At 56.3% G+C, this 19,820-nt stretch carries 8 protein-coding genes; 7 read left to right on the top strand and 1 reads right to left on the bottom strand.

Translation table 11 applies throughout. The features are described from left to right. Positions 1-630 precede the first annotated feature (630 nt). Positions 631-1,092, bottom strand: coding sequence for a GNAT family N-acetyltransferase (locus ACUNV4_RS19060; protein WP_430880190.1), 462 nt, complete (start codon positions 1,090-1,092; stop codon positions 631-633). 828 nt (positions 1,093-1,920) lie between these two features. On the opposite strand from ACUNV4_RS19060, the gene ACUNV4_RS19055 reads away from it, so the two are divergent. The 7 genes from ACUNV4_RS19055 to ACUNV4_RS19025 all read left to right on the top strand — a co-directional run. Continuing rightward, the gene (locus ACUNV4_RS19055; RefSeq protein WP_430880189.1) at positions 1,921-2,829 is read left to right on the top strand and encodes an AEC family transporter; all 909 of its coding nucleotides are present in this window, start codon (positions 1,921-1,923) and stop codon (positions 2,827-2,829) included. 323 nt (positions 2,830-3,152) lie between these two features. Further along, entirely contained in the window at positions 3,153-3,683 is a 531-nt protein-coding gene (locus tag ACUNV4_RS19050) for a ricin-type beta-trefoil lectin domain protein (RefSeq protein WP_430880188.1), read from the top strand. Positions 3,684-4,292: 609 nt separating this feature from the next. Beyond that, entirely contained in the window at positions 4,293-5,762 is a 1,470-nt protein-coding gene (locus ACUNV4_RS19045) for an efflux RND transporter periplasmic adaptor subunit (RefSeq protein ID WP_430880187.1), read from the top strand. Then, the gene (locus ACUNV4_RS19040; RefSeq protein ID WP_430880186.1) at positions 5,759-7,906 is read left to right on the top strand and encodes a biotin/lipoyl-binding protein; all 2,148 of its coding nucleotides are present in this window, start codon (positions 5,759-5,761) and stop codon (positions 7,904-7,906) included. The genes ACUNV4_RS19045 and ACUNV4_RS19040 overlap by 4 nt, the downstream gene beginning before the upstream one ends. Beyond that, positions 7,906-9,918, top strand: coding sequence for a preprotein translocase subunit SecA (locus ACUNV4_RS19035; protein WP_430880185.1), 2,013 nt, complete (start codon positions 7,906-7,908; stop codon positions 9,916-9,918). The genes ACUNV4_RS19040 and ACUNV4_RS19035 overlap by 1 nt, the downstream gene beginning before the upstream one ends. Positions 9,919-9,944: 26 nt before the next feature. Beyond that, positions 9,945-10,850 carry an efflux RND transporter periplasmic adaptor subunit gene (locus tag ACUNV4_RS19030; RefSeq protein ID WP_430880184.1) on the top strand — a complete coding sequence of 302 codons (906 nt, stop codon included), beginning with the start codon at positions 9,945-9,947 and terminating at the stop codon, positions 10,848-10,850. A gap of 8 nt (positions 10,851-10,858) precedes the next feature. After that, positions 10,859-19,820 (top strand): BspA family leucine-rich repeat surface protein (locus tag ACUNV4_RS19025; RefSeq protein WP_430880183.1); only part of this gene is annotated, 8,962 nt, incomplete at its 3' end.

Raw genomic sequence — 19,820 nt, 5'->3', positions numbered from 1 at the left:
GCTTGTCGTTCATTGACTCTGCTTGCGTCTCGCAGCGTTGCAGCGACAATGAACTCTGCAAGCCAGCCACGCAGACACAGCACTATCGAGTGGTTCCTCGAGAGTTCGAAGGCTACTCTTCGAAGGCGCTACAGTGGTTCGCTTGTAAATATTGGGCAGGGTGATCCCGAATTTACAGGCTGAGGCAGCATCTTCGTGGCTGGGTATCCCTTTTGGGTAGTGCCGACCTCTACGACGAGATGTGTCGAAATGGATTGCCGGAATCGTCGCTGTCTGTGCGTGGCTTGCTGGTTGTAGTGACGATTGGTGTGTATCAACACAGGAAGCTTGTTGCAGCTGGGTGTAGGTGTACCAGCAGTCTTGGCTTGTGGCCCAGAGTAACGGCCCCGTCGTGGTTACGCGACCCCTGGCAGCCAACAAGCGTATTCACAGGACTGTTCCAGGGCGTGTTGTTATTACACCAAGGGTGGATACAGCCTGTTTCATTCGACATGAAACGCCCTGTGCAAAGCCGCTTGCAGGGTGCTGTCTGAGCAGAGGAACAGACACCTCCGGCTACCGGTTCTGCAACTGTCTACTTCACAAGCTGTTGTGAGACACTGACTCAAGGTCTCTTCCAAATCTCTCTACTCAACGTCTGAGTTCCATTGTAACGCTCAGACTTTTGAATCCCAGCTTTTCATAGGCACTAATTGCAGTTTCGTTCTCACTGTACACCTCAAGCAGGAAGTAGTTTACTCCCCGCTCCTCAGACCAGTCACAGACTGCATCCATGATTCGTTTTGCAACACCGAAGCCTCGACAGGAATCATCCACGAAGATAAATCCAAGATAGCAGTGCTTGCCTGTATCAAAACATGATTTGGACTCCCTGAACTGGCCATAGCCAGATCCAATGACCTCACCAGAAGATTCCGCAACGACCAGATAGGAGTCATCATCCGAGATCAGGTGTTCAAGGTCATAGTATGTTGCACCACTGCTTTTGAGTTCAGCGTCAAACTTGCGTTCCAGAGCAATCAGTTTTTGTTCGAACCCGCGCAAGACGGAGATGTCATTGGTGGTTGCTGTTCGAATGTCGAATTTCTTCATGTTTCTCCGCTACTGTAGAATTGCATGCTTGTCCCTGTGGACAAGGTACTTTAAAGACGCGGCCATTGGTCAGATCACTACGCAGATGATTTCACCGCCCGTACATTCGTGGCTGAACACACTATTCTGGGATTGCCAACTGCTACAACAAGTGTATCGAACTGGATCGGTGTATTCGTCGCCGCCTTCGTATGGCCTGCTGCTGACAGTGGTGTTTGGTGCGTACCGGAACAGGAAAGCTGTTGAAGCTGGGTGTTGAACATACAAACAGCCACTGTGTGCGGTCACACGAGTAAATTACCTTGTCGTAGCTTCGAGCTTCTCGGGTTTGCAACAGACGTTATCTGGCGAATATTTGAAGGCTGAACGCTTGACCTCACCACGCCACGGGTGGATATCGCTTTATAGTTCAGTATGAAGCGTCTTGGGCGAACCCGCATGCAGGATGTTGTGGGGAGGGTTGGCTAGACACCAGCCTTTACCCGATTCGTTTTGCACTATTGCACGCCACATGTAGCTGCTCGCAGAACCCTTGGCAGTCCCCTGAGGTAAGGAGGTCGCAAAGGTGCCTTGATCTGATATTGTTCCAAACAGGGAATCCTCGCCTACTAATCTGTCCATATTCCAACTTGGAAAATAACACCGTCTTTTTCTTCAAGATATAGTCTTTCCAGGTACTCGTCATCAGTCACTGTGCTGGTCAATTTCCAAAGCACTACAACAATAGGCGAACGCAAACAGTCACATCACCCACCCCCAACCTCCACCGCTCAACCCCTTCCGGTATCATCGGCTCCCTCTGAATCACCATCGGAATCACTTCTTCCATTGAACAGCCTGCATGTATTGCTACCAGACTTCGCTGTCATTGCGTTGGGGGCGCTGGTCGGTAAGAAGATCAGTGACGACGGGTGGCGGTATATTGACTGGCTGTGCTATTACCTGCTGTATCCGGCGCTGTTGTTCAACGCCGCATCTCAGCGGCCCATCGAACTGGATTCACTGCTGGTCATCGGGCTGCTGGCGGCATTGCTGGTGAGTGTCGGTTTTGTGTTGGCATTGAGTGTCGGTTCACTGTCGGGTGAGGGTGGTTCTCCCAACAAGGCGGGTATCTCGCAGAATGCCTGGCGCTTCAACACGGCTCTGGGATTCGTCGCCATCACGGCTCTGCCATCGGAAGCGTCTGCCATTCTGGCGATTGTTGTCGGGGTGGCCATTCCATTGGCCAATCTGTATGCGGTATTCGGTTTGACCCGCGGTCAGTCGCACTCGCGTATGGCGCAGTTGGGTGAAATCGCCATGAACCCTTTCTTGCTCGCCAGTCTGGTGGGTGTCGTGGTCGGCCTTACCGGGCAAACGGTACCAGCCAGTGCCTCGGCATTCATTGGCAGGCTGGCCGACGCGGCCATACCGGTGGTCTTGCTGTCGCTGGGTGCGGCCTTGCGTCAATCACGTATCTGGCCTCCTGATCGTTACTCGCTGGCCATCAGTGCCATCAAGTTGCTGGCACTGCCCGGCCTGGTATCCCTGGTGGTACTGATTACCGGCGCTCGCGGCATTGTGCCGGCCACCTTGCTGATATTCGCAGCATTGCCCACGGCGTCGGCGGCGCATGTGCTGGCAGCTCGCTATGGCGCAGATCGCTCGCGTGTGGCCATCGTGGTCATGCAGTCAACCGCTCTGGGTTTGCTGACTTTGCCCGTCTGGACGGCGCTGGCGGCCCGTCTGGTGGAGTAGGAGAATACAAGAGCGGGTCACTGGCAGTCCAGTGCAAAGAATAGTGCCCGTCGGATAGGCCGATGAGATGACTAGTGCGGTCGAATCCATGCTGGCCGTCATGGTTGAAAATCGTATCAGGACTTCAGCAGACAAGCCAGAGTCAACCGTCGTTCGATGTGACCAGCAAGGCTGCCATTCATCGCGCGACGAACTTTCACAATATCTGCAAATTTGATCGCACGGCAGGTGATAACCTGGGGGACGAACTCGCGCCCGTTCAACTAACGCTTAAGTGGGTTACCTCACATCACCGTTCTTTCATGACTACGGAAACAGAATACATGCGCCCTGTCATTGTATTGCTTGCCACTGGCAGCTGCCTGCTCGCATCGCTGGTCAATGCTGCGAATGTGGAAATCACGCTGGACGATGAGCTCGATGGCATCCTCAATGGCTATTGCATTGATATTGCCGGCGGCAATGAAAATGTTGACATCAACAAGGGTCTGCAGGCTCATACTTGTTACAGCTACAGAGGCTCTCTGGGAACCGATCAGATTTTCGATACCGCACATCTTGCCGACAATGAGTTGTACATGACGGATTACGATGTTTGTGCCACATTATCGGGTCTTGAGGCTGGTGCGACAGTGGGCCTGGCTGATTGTGATGGTAGCGAGCCGCAGCAGTTCGTGTTTGATGATGATGGACGAATCTTCGCGAAGGCAGCCCCTGCCTTGTGTCTGACGGTTGCACAAGACACACGCATGGGCAAGGGCTCTCAGCATCAGATCAAGGCACTGACTCTCGAGTCCTGTAGCGACGAACTGGCTCCGCAGCAGTTGTGGCGAACCAGAGAGACCGATGACTGAATCCAGAAGCCGATTACACTGCTTTTCCGTGTGTCAGTCCCTGTAGTATTGCTTTCAGCCTGCAGCAGCTCCGGCTCATCGGATTCGGATGTCACTGTTTCCGGTGACACTGAAGATACGAATAACGATTACACGTATTCGTCCGACTGTTTTGCCAATGCCGATCAGACGGAGCTCATGGTCTGTCTGGCAGACAATGTTCTGTCCACCCTCAGTACCGAATCGAACGCCACTGAGCTGACAGGAGGCATGAAGTGTCCGAGGGTTTCCATGCCCGCAAACAACCTTTGCTGAAACAGCAATGGACTCGCTTGAGCTTGCCGAAGTCTGTCGCACCTGCATACGCGCAGCTGCGAATCGGTCTTGATGCTCTGCTTCGCGAACTTGTCACGGACTGCCGGCGAACAACGGCTCATGTAATCCGGTTCAAATTGAATGGCTTTCTCCTGATTTGTGACGCATGTCCTGAATGGAGATGTGTGCTGGAACGGCGGTTGCTGTCGAGTATGCACATGAGTTCCATTCACGACACCAATACAGGACTTCAGGCATTGAAATGGACAGCGTCATTTTCTACGACTCGTTGCATTCGAGCTCGTTTGGTACGTGATGAACAGCCACGTTCGGAAGCACAGTGATCACGCCGCGCCGGTAAGCTCGAAGGAGTTACCCGCACCAGAGATTGCCGCGCTGCATGTCCGTGCCGTGCGTGCCGAGAGGCTTGCCGGGCATCAGGCCATGCTGCTGGGTGTGTTGGCCGAGTTGCTGGCGAGCAATACTCTGCAGGGCGCGCTCGATGCCCTGGCCGCAGCGCTCAAGGCACGGTTCGACTGCGACCGAGTGGCTGTCGCCCTGGCGGATGGCAAGGATCTGACACTGGCCGCCATCTCGCAGCAAGCGGTGCTCGATGCGTCTTCATCCGAGGCTCGTCTGCTGGTGGATGCCATGCGCGAAACCTGTGCGCAGGAATCCATCGTGTGCTGGCCACCGACGTCCGATTCACTCGGTGTGCTGGCGGCCCATCGCGCATTGGCCGGTAGGCGTGTGTCATGCGCGATCTGCAGCGTACCGTTGTATGACAAGCAGAAACTCATTGGGGTATTCCTGCTGGAGCGGCGCGAAAGACGCGCATTTCCGGTTGCGGCACTGGAACGTCTGTCCGTGGGTCTTGCCCCTGTGCTCGACTTGCATCAGCAAGCGGATCGCAGCTGGTGGGCCGTCTTGCGCCGTCGCTGCCGTGCAACTCTGCAACGTTATCTGGGTGGCGAACGCCCCGGTATGCGAGCACTGGCTGGTCTGGCCGTTATCGTGCTGCTCGGCTCATTCGTCGTGACCATGCCCTGGCATATCGTGGCTTCGGCCGAACTGCTATCCCATGAGCGTCGCCTGGTTACCGCGCCCCAGAACGGCTTTGTCGCCGACATGCTGGTGGTCGCCGGAGATCGGGTGAACGAAGGGCAGGTGATGGCACGTCTTGATCCACGTGAACTGCAACTCGAGATCGCCAGCCGTGACAGCGATATTGCCATGGCGGATGCCGAGTTTCGGGCGGCCATGGCCAGTTACGATCGTCAGGCCACCGGCATTGCGAGGGCCCGTCTGGCCCAGGCTCGGGCGCGACGCGAGGGTGTGGAGCAGCGTTTGAGCCGTACCGAGCTGGTCTCTCCCATGGACGGCATCGTGATTGCCGCTGAAGCGTCCCGTACCAGTGGCAGCGCAGTAACCCGAGGTGAAACCCTGTTCGAGATCGCTCCCAATGCAGATTTCGAAGTCCATGTGCTGGTGGATGAGGCAGATGTCTATGATGTATTCGAAGGTCAGCTCGGGACGCTGTCCCTGCGCGCCATGCCCAGGCAGAGCCTGCCCATTGTCGTGGAGTCGGTCTACCCGGTGGCCGAGGCAAAGGATGGCAGGAATCGTTTTCGGGTGAAAGCCAGTCTTTCCGAACCCGAATCACGGCTGCGTCCGGGGCAAAGTGGTGTAGCACGCCTGCAGGCTGGTCGCATGAGCGCCATGGGCGTACTGACCCGCCGGTTCAACCGTGCTCTGGCTGAACTGTGGTGGCGGTGGGTCGGATGAGCCAGGGCTCCCTGTTCAGCGCTCAATGGCACCGTGTTCGTGATGTGTGCCCGCGACTGGCCAGTGACGTCACGGTGTCACGGCATGTGTATCGCGGCCGCACGGCGTACGTGTTGCACCGTCGTGACACGGCTGATTGTCACCGTCTGGATGTGGCCGGTTTCGAGCTGGTGGATCGGCTCGATGGTGAAACCAGTGTCGGTCAGGTATGGGATCAGGCGATTGTCGAGCGTGACAAGGATGCGCCCACTCAGGATGAATGGATCGCATTGCTTGCCGATTTGCACGCGGCCGATCTGATGGTGGTTGATCGACACATAGCGGAAGAAAGACTGTTTGATCGGCGACAGAAGCATCGCGCCAGCGAGCGACAACAACGCTATCTGAACCCTCTGTACCTGCGCTTTGCGCTGCATGATCCTGACCAGTGGCTGACGACCTTGACCCCGCTGGCGAAGCGCTTGTTCTCCCGCACGGCGGGCCTGCTGTGGTTGATGCTGATGGCCGTGGCTTGCATCAGTGCATTCTCGCAAGGTGTTCGGTTGTGGGATGCCTTGACGGACGCCACACTATTGAGTGCCCGTACCACACTGTTGTTTGTGCTGGTCTATCCACCCTTGAAGTTCCTGCATGAGCTTGCGCATGCTCTGGCGGTCAAGCGAGCGGGTGGCGAGGTGCACGAAACGGGTATGGCATTGATGATTCTTCTGCCCTTGCCCTATGTGGATGCCAGCGCCAGTGCCCTGTTTCCCGACAAGCAGGATCGCATGCTGGTCAGTGCGGCCGGCATTCTCGTGGAGCTGTCAGCGGCGGCCATCGGCCTGCTGCTGTGGGCTACTACGGATGGGCTGCTGCAGGAGATCGGGCTGGTGCTGTTCATGACCGGCGGCATCTCCACCCTGTTGCTCAATGGCAATCCACTACTGAAGTTCGACGGCTACTATCTGTTGGCCGACTGGATCGAGATTCCCAATCTGGCGAGCCGTTCACGCCGTACCGTGCTCGATGGTCTGCGATCACTGCTGACCGGCAAGTCATCACGACAGAGACGCACCGAGGATCGCGCCGAGAAGGCCTGGTTGCATGCCTACGGAATCTTCTCGGCAACGTACAGAACCCTGCTGATGCTGTCGATTGCCTGGGTGCTCAGCGACCGATGGTTCTTCATGGGTGTCATGCTGGCCGTTCTGGTCGTCATTCTGTCCGTTGTTCTACCGCTGTGGCGCGCGGTGTCGGCATTGTTCAGGGATCCGGCCTATCACTGCAGGCGCGCGGTTGTGCTGGCGATAGCGCTTCCCTTGCTGCTGTTGATGATGGCTGTCTGGGTCCCGGTACCTCATACCAGTGTGGTACCCGGTGTGGTCTGGATACCGGAGGAAGCGGAGATTCGGGTCAGCAGCAACTGCGATATCAATGATGTGTTCGTGCAGCCCGGTCAGCAGGTCAAGGCTGGCGATGTCCTGTTTGCCTGTGAAGAGCCGGAGCTGCAGGCTCGCTTGCACGAACTGGTGGCGCGGGTCGACGAACTGCAGGTACGTCGAGCGGGCGCTGCGGCCCGAGATCCTCTGGAACTGGGTACCCTGGACGCGGAACTGCAAGCCAGTGAAGCGGCGATACAGGACACCCGGGAACGCATGGCAGCCATTACCCAGCGAGCCGGCTTCGATGGTCTGTTCGATGTGGTTGGCACGGCGGCCTTGCAGGGCCGAGCGCTGACGCGCGGAGATGTGGTGGCCTTTGTCATCCCGCCCACCACTCGCACGGTGAGGCTGGCAATCGATGAGCGCGCCATAGCGCGTTTCGACGAGGATCTGCAAGCGGTCCAACTGCGTATTCAGGGACCTCATGGCCGCGCTCGGGTATTCGACACGGCGGTGTTGCGCCGCATGCCCAAGGCCACTCGGATGGTGAGCAGTGCCGCCTTGAGTACCTACGGTGGTGGCATGCATGAGGCCGATCCGGCCGGAGACGGCACTTTGCTGAAGAATGCCGTATTCGATGTCGAACTGGCATGGCCGCAGGTGGCGGAGTTCGCAGCTGTCGGTTCGCATGTCGGGGTACGCCTGGTCTATGCTCCAGCACCCCTGCTGGAGCGCATGGGCACGAAGTTGCGACAAACCCTTGCCGGGCGGGTAGCGTCGTGATGACTCGGTACTCAAACCTTTCCTTCTGTCGTCCTGGTCTGCGTTATGGGTCATCGCCACTGAAGCGTGAATTGCCGGATCGACGAAGCTGGTTGGATCGTGTGCTGGTCCGTAGCCTCAGCTGGCCCGGCAGGTGTCGATATACCGAGAAGGGGTCTACCCGCTGGCTGCATCAGTTGGCCCAGCGCACAAGGGCTTTGGCGGAGCTGACACCAGATCAGCGTCGCGCTCAGCTCATCGTTCTGGCCCATCGCATGCGTCACGCGGCAGCCAGCGACTCTTGTCTGGATGAGGCATTGGCCATGGCCTGTCTGGCCGTGGAAGAATCCTTGCAATTGGTGCCTCGTGCGAATCAGTGTCTGGCGGCACGAGCCATGTTGCGTGGGTATCTTGTGGAGATGGCTACGGGAGAGGGAAAGACGCTCAGTGTGGCCCTGGCGGCCAGTGCCGCCGCACTCAGCGCAACCCCGGTGCATGTCATGACCGCCAATGAATATCTGGCAGAGCGTGATGCGGCGAGTATGGAAGCCTTGTACCGCCATCTGGGGCTGCGAGTCGCTTGCGCGCTGCCGACCCAGGACGCGGCTGAACGTCGTCAGGCATATGCCGCCGACATCGTCTATGTCACGGCAAAGCAGGTGGCGTTCGACTGGCTGAATGATTCCCTGCAAACCGGTACCGAACCCGACTCATTGCGTGCGAGTTGGAGTGCGCTGATTCCGACAGCATCGCGCTCGGCAGGCACGCCGCTGCTACGCGGCTTGTGTCTGGCGATTATCGACGAGGCTGACAGTCTTCTGGTGGATGAAGCGCGCATTCCGCTGGTTCTGGCAAGGGCACAGAAGGACAGTGCGGCGGCAGACGCCGAGGCTGTCGTGGCTCTGGGACTTGCCGAGCAATTACTGGAAGGCACGGACTTCATCGTGCAGTCGAGCCATCGCAAGGTGCAGCTGACCGACAGCGGGCGGGCCGAGCTGTCACGTCTCGCGGAAGGCATTGCCCAACTATGGCGCTCTTCCCGGTATCGAGAGGAAAGCGTTGGGCAGGCGCTGACGGCCTTGCATGGCTTCGAACGTGATCGTGACTATATCGTGCGTGATGGCTCTCTGGAGTTGCTCGATGGACATACGGGTCGTGCACTGCCGGACAGACGACTGCCGCATGGTCTGCACCGGATGCTGGAGCTGAAGGAAAAATGCAAGACCTCACCCGGACAGGAAACCGTCGCTTCACTGCCGTTTCAGCAGTTTTTCAGACGCTATATCGGCCTGGTCGGTATCAGCGGCACCTTGCAGGAAGTGAGCGCCGAGGTGCACCATGTGTATGATCGATTGCTTGTTCGTATTCCTTCGCATCGTCCCAGTCAGCGGGTGGATCTGCCTGCGCGTGTCTTCGTGAATCGCTCGACCCAGTTGCGGGCAATGGTTGAGGACATACAGCTGCGCCATGGCCGGCAACAGCCGGTGCTGGTATGTACTCGCAGTGTGGAACAATCGTTGGGTGTGTCCGCCATGCTGAAGGCACATGGTCTCGACCATCAGGTGCTCAATGCTTATCAGGACGCCCACGAAGCCGCGATAGTGGCGACAGCGGGCCAGGCTGGGCAGATAACGGTTGCCACCAACATGGCCGGACGCGGTACCGATATTCCCTTGGGCGATAACGTTGCCGAGCGCGGCGGATTGCACGTGATCTCGCTGGCCTTCAATGATGCTCGACGCCTGGATCGCCAACTGGCCGGACGCGCCGCCCGTCAGGGAGATCCAGGGTCCTGGCAGGCATTGCCTGATCTGGACGATGTCTATCTGAAGGAAGCGATGCCCTTGCCCTATCGCAAGCTGGCGAGCCTCCTGGCAGCTGGAAACCGGCATCGAACTGCCATGGTACTGATTCGTCTGGCACAGCGTCGGATGGAGTGGCGACATCGACAGCAGAGACGAGCGCTGTATCAATCTCGAGAAACACTGGAGCGTCAACTTGCCTATGGAGGGCGACGGCACCACTTATCATGAATAATCCTGTAAACCAACATCAATGCATGACAGCGAGCGGCGTCGACTGGTCGGCCCCTGGACCAACGCTGCTTGTCGCCTCGATCCTGCTGCTGATCAGCCTCACTTCCACAGCCGGTGCATCGGAATCCATCGCGCAAGATGCCATGGACTGCCTGATCGAGCCGTGGGTGGTGTCCGATGTCGGCAGCCCGGTACAGGGCGTGATCGCCAAGCTGCTGGTAGATCGTGGTGAGCGTGTCAGCCGAGGGCAGCCGCTTGCTCAGCTGGAGTCAAGTGTGGAGAGTGCCGAGGTGGCACTGGCCCAGACCAGCGCGGAGACAGAGAGCGAAATCGATGTACGCGAGGCTGATCTGACACTGGCAAAGCTGGAGCGGGACCGGCTTGAAGATCTGTATCAGCAGAAAATCATCTCGGCTCAGCAACGTGATGAGGCTACCGCGCGTTACCGGATTGCCAGAGCGACCCTGAAACAGGCTCAGGAGAATCGCAGAATCCAGCAACTGGAACTCAGGCGTTCGGAGAGATTGTACGCGCGACGTATCCTGACCAGCCCGGTGGACGGTGTCGTGGTGGCACAGTTGGCATTCGCCGGAGAATTCGTCTACGACAACCCGGTGATGACGATCGCCGCTCTGGACCCCTTGCGTGTCGAAGTCATGCTGCCAGCCCGGCTGTTCGGCACCATCGCGGTTGGTGACATCGCACAGCTGTATCCGGAACTCGGTGGAGACGCTGCCTTGCCCGCTACCGTGGATGTCGTGGATGCGATGCTGGATTCGCGTAGCGGCACTTTCGGCGTGCGCCTGAAGGTCCCCAATCCGGATCACAGGATACCGGCCGGCCAGCGCTGTCGTATCGTGTTCGAGCCGGTCGTGGCTGCAGCCAACTCCGACGACAGGTCTGCTCAAACCGACCCTGCCGAGCAGTAGCCACGGCAATGGCGCGCAGACTCAATCCATCCGGACAGACTTCGCCGCCGGAGTTTCATCTGGAGACCCTGGAGAAGCGAATACTGTTCTCTGCCGATGCCGCTTTGGCGGCGTTGGAATTCGTCCCGGAACCCCTGGCGGAGCTGGTGGTGTTGCAGAGCGCCGAGAGTGAAGAGATCGCTATTGATGGGCAAGCACAAGCCGAGGAAGTCCAGACTCGGGAACTGGTGATTCTGGATTCGGGCTTGCCGGATCTGGACACGGTGCTGGCCGATCTGTTGCGTGCCGGACAGGAAGAGCGGCAGATTCTTGTGCTGGATGCCGATACGGATGCCTTGAGCCAGATCAGTGGGATTCTGGCAGAGCAGCGTGGCCTGACCGCCGTACACCTGTTGTCCCATGGTAGCAATGGAACGCTGGAACTGGCGGGTGAGCGTATCGAGACGGTGCACTTGCTGTCCCGAGCGCAGGAGGTCTCTGCCTGGCGGGATGCACTGACGCCGGACGCGGACATTCTGCTATACGGTTGCGAGATCGCCGGGGACGGTGCTGGACGGCTTTTTGTGGACACGATGGCACGTCTGACGGGGGCTGATGTGACGGCCTCCAGTGACCTTACGGGCTCTGCAGCAAAGGGCGGCGACTGGGAACTCGAATACCGGAAAGGCCGCATCGAGAGTGACGTGGTCGTGAGTACCGAATTGCAGGATGACTGGGTAGCTGTACTGGCGCCTGGCGACATCACGGCATTGGCTGACGCGGCCACGGTCATCACCGGGGCACCGACTGTCGTGGACGTGCTCGCCAATGACAGCGATGCACAGAGTGACCCGTTGAGTGTGACCGAGATCATCGATACAGCCAGCGGCAATACTGTCACGGCGTTGAACAATCCGGGGGATGTTGCAACCCTGGCCTCAGGCATGACGATCACGCTGCGTGCTGATGGTCGGCTGGAGGTGCTCAGCGTTGCCGATGGGACGGAGTCTTTCGACTACCGTGTGTCAGAAGGTGTTGATACCGAAACGCAAACGGTGACCATCACATCTGCCAGCGATCAGGCCACTGCTGAGGCGGTGGGGTTTGTCACGATGTGGGATACCACACTGGCCGGCACCAGTGCCAACGATACCATCGAGCTGCTGACCAACGCGGGCAGTGATGACTTTACGGTCTTCTGGGGCGACGGCACGAGCGATTCGAATATCAGTGGCAATATCAGTCACACCTACGCGTCGTCTGGTAGCTATACGATTGCGATTGTCGGTGATTTCGCAGGCTTTGCCTTTGACAATGGAGGAGACGTTGACAAGCTGACCAGCATCGAGCAGTGGGGCAATGTGGCTTTTGAGAACTGGTCGGACGGTTTTGATGGTGCCAGCAACCTGGTTTACAACGCCAGCGATGCACCGGATCTGACCGGAGTGACCGATCTATCCGACATGTTCAAGGACTCTGCATTCAACGGTGATATCGGTAGTTGGGATACATCCGGCGTCACTCGCATGAGTTCGATGTTCGCTGGTGCCACTGCGTTCAATCAGGATATCGGCGCCTGGAATACCGGCAATGTTACCCACATGAATCTGATGTTCTCAGGTGCCACTGCTTTCGATCAGGACATTGGCTCCTGGAATACGTCCAGTGTTCTCGTCATGAACGGCATGTTTCAGAATGCAACGTCATTCAATCAGGATATCGGCGCATGGAACACGAGCAGCGTCACCAATATGGCTTTCATGTTTGATAACGCCAGCGTGTTTGATCAGGATATTGGCGGCTGGGATACCGGCAACGTGACGGGCATGTCATGGATGTTGGCAAGAACCAGTCATTTTGATCAGGACATTGGTGCGTGGGACACATCCAGTGTCATATTGATGAGTGCGATGTTCTATGAAGCAACTGCCTTCAACCAGGACATCGGAGGGTGGAATACTGACAGTCTCACCAGAACAAATTCGATGTTCTTCCGAGCAAGTGCCTTCAATCAGGATATCGGATCCTGGAATGTTTCCGATGTCACCTTGATGACGTCGATGTTCTTTGATGCGACAGCATTCAATCAGGATATCAGTGGGTGGGATGTTGGCAATGTCACAGCGATGTCTCACATGTTTCGCAACGCTGCTGCCTTCAATCAGGACATTGGCACATGGGATGTGACAAGTGTCATCGACATGAACTCGATGCTGAACAATAGTGGCTTGTCAATAGCCCACTACGATGCAGCACTGATTGGGTGGGCAAGTCAAAACGTGCAATCCGGTGTGACGTTGAGTGCATCTGATCTTGTCTATAGTGCAGCGGCCGCCGCCGCACGAGACTCATTGATCAACGACGACAGTTGGGCCATCACAGGGGATGCTCGATATCAGTTTCCCGGTCCACAGAGTATCAATGAAGATGAGGTGCTGACGTTCTCGGGCGCCAATGCGATCACCGTCTACAGGCTGACAGGGGGAGATGATCCCCTCATGCAGGTAAGCTTGTCTGCCAACAATGGTGTGTTGAACCTTGCAGCGCTCACCGGTATCTCCTTTGTAGAAGGGAGCCAGGGCAGCGCTTCCATCACGATCAACGGCACAGAGTCTGACATCAACGTGGCACTGGACGGCATGACATTCACGCCCGATGCCGACTTCAACGGCAGCGTTACGTTGACAATGACAACAGCTGTCGCCACCGAGCTTGAGGGGCACTATACCTTTGCTGGTGGTAACGCTGATGACCAGAGTGTCGGTACGGTTAACGATGGTGCATTCGTGGGTGATGCAACGAGTGTTGTCGACGGAATGCGCGGAGAGGTGCTGAGTGTCGATGGAACAGGCGATGGCGTTTTCGTCAGCGGCACCTATTCGAATCCGGCCAACGTGACACTGTCTGCCTGGGTCAATCTGACGTCGGCAGATACGAATGGTGCGGATATCATCAGTCTGGGTGACAATGTCGTATTGCGTGCTGATGGTACGGGTGGCAAGGGAATCACCGGGTTCTACCATGACGGCTCAACCTGGAACAAGTTGTTCGTCAATGGAACCACCATTGCGGGTACAGGATGGAATCATGTGGCCTATGTCTTCGATGATGCGAACGACACGCACGCCTTGTATCTGAACGGAGGCTTGCTTGCATCTTCGTCTACAACAGGTTCCATAGCCTATTCGCTGGGAAGTGATACCTACATCGGGAATCACGGCTACTCAGACACCGAATTCGACTTCAATGGACTGATCGATGATGCCCGCGTTTACAGTCGGGCATTGTCGGCCAATGAGATCTCGGCTCTGGCATCCGACCAGACCGAACACATCGACAGCGTTGCCATCACGGTTGATGCGCTCAACGATGCACCGGTTATCCGAAGCGGGTTTGAAGAATTCATCGGGGAGTATTCCGGTTCGACGTCAATCTCGATCGATACCACTTCCAATCTTTCCACCAGCAACTGGATAGCGGTGGATCCGAGCCAGACCTACGATATCTCGGTCACCGCGTTTTCCGGTGATGGTGCGGACGGCAACCATGACCCGGCGGCGCGACAGTATCTGGGATTCTCCAGCTTCGATATCGATGGTCACAGCATCAATGCGCAGCATGTTGGCAAGATGGCCGGCGCAGTGGATACCACCCTGGCTGTCGATCTGGTAGCCGGAGCAACGGAAATCGTACTGACCGATGGTAGCGGTTGGTACGATGGAGCTGCTGGCGGCAATCGATCCTTCGTCTGGTACGGCTACACCAACAGTCATGGTGAAACCTATGCCGACTATACCTACACGCGCAACGTCGAATACAACCTGTGGGATGCAAATGCCATTGTCGGGAATGTGATCACCTTGCGCACACCCTGGGCAGGACCAACCATCCTTGCCGGGGATGCGGTTCGCAACATGTCGCCCACTGGGGGGACTTACCAGTATCCGTTACTGTCGAATGGTTCCATCAGTGAGACTGCCACCGATTTCTCCACAACGCTTGGCGGCGGAATCGATATTGGGGCGACGAGTCAGACGCTGTTCCGTCACGGGACCGCCTACATCAGTCCGTTGGTGTTGGCGAATTTTCAATATGACTATGGCAGTGGTCCTGGCAACCGGTTGAATCTCAGTGATTTCACGATTACCTCGTCGGTGGGTACGACCATCTTCACGGAAGGTGGAGTGCCAGCGGCCATCATCGACGACGATTTTACACTGACAGACGTCGATGATAGCCATGCTGAAAGTCTGACGGTGACACTCTCCGGTGGCAAGGCCGGTGACATCTTCAGGGTTGATGAATCCGCCATGAACGCGCTGGGGATATCGGTCGGCGGTATACCTGCAGCGGCCCTGACTGGTGATGGCACAATCACACTGACGCTGAGCAGTGACGTTGCCGGCTCGGTGACTCTTCAGGACTATGAGGACGCTTTAAGGGAGATCACCTTCGAAAATACCAGTGACGATCCGGAGACATCGAATCGTACGATCAGCTTCGTCGTCAACGATGGTGATGATGATTCGGTGTCGAACACGCTCATCATGCGAGTCGAGGCAGTGGACGATGCACCCCTCGTTTCGGTAATCACAGATTCGCCAGTCTGGACAGAGAACGGTGGGCCGGTGGGCTTGTTCAACGCTGCGTCGATCGACCCGGTTGAAGCGGGCGAGCAGATATCGTCACTGGTTTTCACTGTCGAGGATATTGCTGACGGAGCGAACGAACGATTGATCATTGATGGCGAGGTCGTCGAACTGACGGACGGCTTCTCCGTGGTAACGGCTGCTTTGGGGTACGACGTTGCCGTGGTGATTGCCGGTTCGACGGCAACTGTAACCATATCTGCCGGGGCCGGTATTTCAGCTTTCGCTGCCCAAACACTCGTCGACGATGCCCAGTACAACAATACCAGTGAGTCCCCAGGTGGTTCCAGCAGAACAGTCACCCTGGCATCGGTATCGGACTCCGACCTGGATGGTGTGAACGATACCACGTACGTTGGGGCAGCCTCCACGGTCACCATAACGGCCGTCAACGATGCACCGCTGCTGTCCGGTACAAACTCTGTGATGTCGACTATCAGTGAAGACGACGTCAACAATACCGGAGAAACAGTTGCCACACTGGTTGCTCGTATGGGAGCAGATGCGATTAGCGATGTTGACGGTGATCCTGAAGGTATTGCGATCATTGTCAGCAATGAATTCACCGGTACCTGGCAATACCAGCTGAATGGCAGCTCGTCCTGGTTGGATTTCGGGGCTGTGTCCGCTGGCAATGCGTTACTGCTGGGGGAAGCCGACCGTGTGCGCTACGTGCCTGATGGTGTGGACGGAGGAACTGCCAACTTTGGCTTCAGAGCCTGGGATCACAGTAGTGGAACCCGCGGAAACTATTTTGATATTTCCGGCACCGGTGTTGGTGCCTCAAGTGCTTTCAGCGCTCAAACAAGATCCGCCATCATCAATGTAACGGATGTCAACGACCCGCCGGAAATTTCCAGCATTGAAAGTTCAGCGCTGCCTTACACGGAAAATCAGGGAGCCATTGCAATCAGTTCGACGCTCACGGTTGGTGATGTCGATGATACCGCTCTGGAAGCGGCTGTGATACAGATCGCATCGGGCTTTGACACTAGCGCCGACGTATTGTCATTCGCCAATCAGAACGGTATAAGCGGTAGCTGGAATGCAGCGACGGGCGTTCTGACGCTGACCGGAACTGCAACTGTTGCACAGTATGAGGCAGCGTTGCGCAGCATCACCTACACGAATGGTTCCGAATCATCGGATGCGCAAAGAACCATCAGCTTTACCGTCAATGACGGAGAGTCCAACAGTATTCCGCAAAGTCGAGACATTACCTTCACGGCCGTCAATGATGCACCGTCATTCAATGGTACGCTGGATGGCAATCCGAACTTCATTGAAGGCGGCTCGGCGGTTGTGGTTGATTCGGATGTCACAATCACCGATACCGAGCTGGATTCTCTCAATGGTGGAAACGGCAACTATGCCGGGGCGACACTGACTCTGGTCCGAAACGGAGGGGTCGTTGCCGATGACATGCTGTGGATGAATGATGGCAATGGCATCACGCTCGTTGATGGCGAGTTGTTCAAGAATGGCAGTGTCATCGCCACCTTTGACACCATGACGACGGCAGGCCAGTTGGTCCTGACATTTACCGATGCGGGTGGGGAAATTCCAACGTCGTCAGATGTTGACAATGTACTACGCCAGATTACCTACGAGAGTAGTGACGAGTCGTCGCCCGATAGTGTGCAGATGGACTGGACCTTCAGTGACGGCAATACCGCAGCTCAGGGGACTGGTGGAGCACTGGGTACTGTTGGCAACACGACGATCGATATCACAGCGATCAATGATGCTCCCATATTTTCCCAGCCCGACTTCATTCCCGAAGGAACCTTTGATTCCGGTCTGGGCAATTGGATGACCTCGGGTCAGGTGCAGGTATTGCAGGCAGAGCTGCGATTCGGATCCGGTGATCAGGTCGGCCCGCACACGGCTGCTCGAACCATCACTACCATTGCTGGCACTACCTACGAGATGTCATTTGACTATCGCGATACGAGTACCAGCCGCACCCAGTCATTGCAAGTCAGCGTTGATGGAACCGTCAATCTTCTGATGGTACCGCAGATAGTCTCGGACGCCGGTGGAAACAGTTTCGTTCGCTACACCTATAGCTTCACTGCAGACTCGGACACAACCACCATTGCCTTCACCGACACGTCAGATACCGCCGGTGTGTCAGACGGTACAGCTGGAGTGGATGGATCTGTGGATAACTTTTCCGTGATTCATGCGTCAGGCCTCATGGGTGAAACGGCCTATGTGGAAAATGGCTCTCCTGTTGTTCTGGATGCTGATGTCGAGATTTTTGACGAAGAGCTGTCAAACGGTGTTGATACGTTTGAGAACACCACGCTGACATTGGCACGAAGTGGCGGTGCGTCACAACAAGACGTGTTCAGTGCCACGGGTTTGCTGGGCACGCTGACCGAAGGTGCTGGCCTTGTGTACAACAGCGTCACGGTCGGCACGGTGACGATCAACAGCAACGGTACCTTGTCGGTGACATTCAACGGTACGGCCGACAATGATTCTGTCAACAATGTAGTGCAGTCAATTGCCTATAGCAACAATAGCGAAGCTCCACCAGCCAGCGTACAAATCGATTGGACCTTTGATGATGACAACAGTGGTGTTCAAGGTAGCGGCGGTGCTCTGACTGGCACTGGCAGCACGATGGTTGGAATACATGCTGTCAACGATGCACCGGTGATCACAAGCAATGGTGGTGGTGATACGGCCACTATCTCTGTGGATGAAAATCAGGTGGCAGTAACCACGATCACTGCCACGGATGTGGATGACGGCGACTCACAGACTTATAGTGTGACTGGTGGTGCTGACCAGACAGCTTTTGGCATTGATTCGAACACCGGTGAACTGTCTTTTGTCACAGCGCCTGATCATGAAATCAAGGATACCTACGAGGTAGAAGTCACGGCCACGGACGATGATGGACTGACCGATGTTCAGACGCTGACCGTGTCGGTCAATGACGTGAACGAAGCGCCAGTGATCATCAGTGATGGGGGTGGAGTCACCGCTACCGTCTTTGTAGATGAAAATCAAACCGCAGTGACCACGATCGCCGCCACCGATGTGGATGACGGTGACTCGCAATCCTACAGCCTCAGTGGAGGTGCAGACCAAACTGCATTCAGTATCAATTCGAGCACGGGCGAACTGTCTTTTATAGCTGCGCCAGACCATGAAGCTCAGGATACCTACGAGGTAGAAGTCACGGCCACGGACGATGATGGGCTGACCGATGTTCAGACGCTGACCGTGTCGGTCAATGACGTGAACGAAGCGCCAGTGATCATCAGTGATGGTGGTGGAGTCACCGCTACCGCCTTTGTAGATGAAAATCAAACCGCAGTGACCACGATCGCCGCCACCGATGTGGATGACGGTGACTCGCAATCCTACAGCCTCAGTGGAGGTGCAGACCAAACTGCATTCAGCATCAATTCAAGCACGGGCGAACTGTCTTTTATAGCTGCGCCAGACCATGAAGTCCAGGATGTCTACGACGTTGAAGTCACGGTCACTGACAGCGATGGGCTGACCGATGTTCAGACGCTGACCGTGTCGGTCAATGACGTGGACGAAGCACCGGTGATCACCAGTAATGGGGGTGGTGAGATTGGCGCTGTGTCTGTGAATGAAAACCAGACGGCTGTCACTACAGTTACGGCCAGCGACGTGGATGACAGTGATACACAGACTTATAGCGTGACTGGTGGTGCAGACCAAACTGCATTCAGCATCAACTCTAGCACCGGTGAGCTGTCTTTTGTCACAGCGCCAGATCATGAAGTCCAGGATGTCTACGACGTTGAAGTCACGGTCACTGACAGCGATGGGCTGACCGATGTTCAGACGCTGACCGTGTCGGTCAATGACGTGAACGAAGCGCCAGTGATCACCAGTAATGGGGGTGGTGAGATTGGCGCTGTGTCTGTGAATGAAAACCAGACGGCTGTCACTACAGTTACCGCCAGCGACGTGGATGACAGTGATACACAGACTTATAGTCTGACCGGTGGAGCAGACCAGACTGCATTCAGTATCAATCCGAGCACCGGTGAATTGTCTTTTGTTACTGCGCCAGATCATGAAGCTCAAGGCACTTACGAGGTAGAAGTCACGGTCACTGACAGCGACGGATTTACCGATGTGCAAACGTTGACAGTATCGGTCAACGATGTAAATGAAGCGCCAGTGATCATCAGTGATGGTGCTGGAGTCACCGCTACCGTCTCTGTGGATGAAAATCAAACTGCAGTGACCACGATCGCCGCCAGCGATGTGGATGACGGTGATACACAGACTTATAGCGTGACTGGTGGTGCAGACCAAACTGCATTCAGCATCAATTCAAGCA

Source organism: Granulosicoccus sp. 3-233 (genome assembly GCF_052681095.1).
The sequence above is the reverse complement of the archived record's forward strand: the minus strand, read 5'-3'. Positions and strand labels throughout refer to the sequence as shown.

Excerpts from the sequence above, each read along its gene's own strand:
- ACUNV4_RS19060 (WP_430880190.1), bottom strand. The coding sequence starts at position 1,092 with ATGAAGAAATTCGACATTCGAACAGCAACCACCAATGACATCTCCGTC.
- ACUNV4_RS19050 (WP_430880188.1), top strand. The coding sequence starts at position 3,153 with ATGCGCCCTGTCATTGTATTGCTTGCCACTGGCAGCTGCCTGCTCGCA.
- ACUNV4_RS19045 (WP_430880187.1), top strand. The coding sequence starts at position 4,293 with ATGAACAGCCACGTTCGGAAGCACAGTGATCACGCCGCGCCGGTAAGC.
- ACUNV4_RS19040 (WP_430880186.1), top strand. The coding sequence starts at position 5,759 with ATGAGCCAGGGCTCCCTGTTCAGCGCTCAATGGCACCGTGTTCGTGAT.
- ACUNV4_RS19035 (WP_430880185.1), top strand. The coding sequence starts at position 7,906 with ATGACTCGGTACTCAAACCTTTCCTTCTGTCGTCCTGGTCTGCGTTAT.
- ACUNV4_RS19030 (WP_430880184.1), top strand. The coding sequence starts at position 9,945 with ATGACAGCGAGCGGCGTCGACTGGTCGGCCCCTGGACCAACGCTGCTT.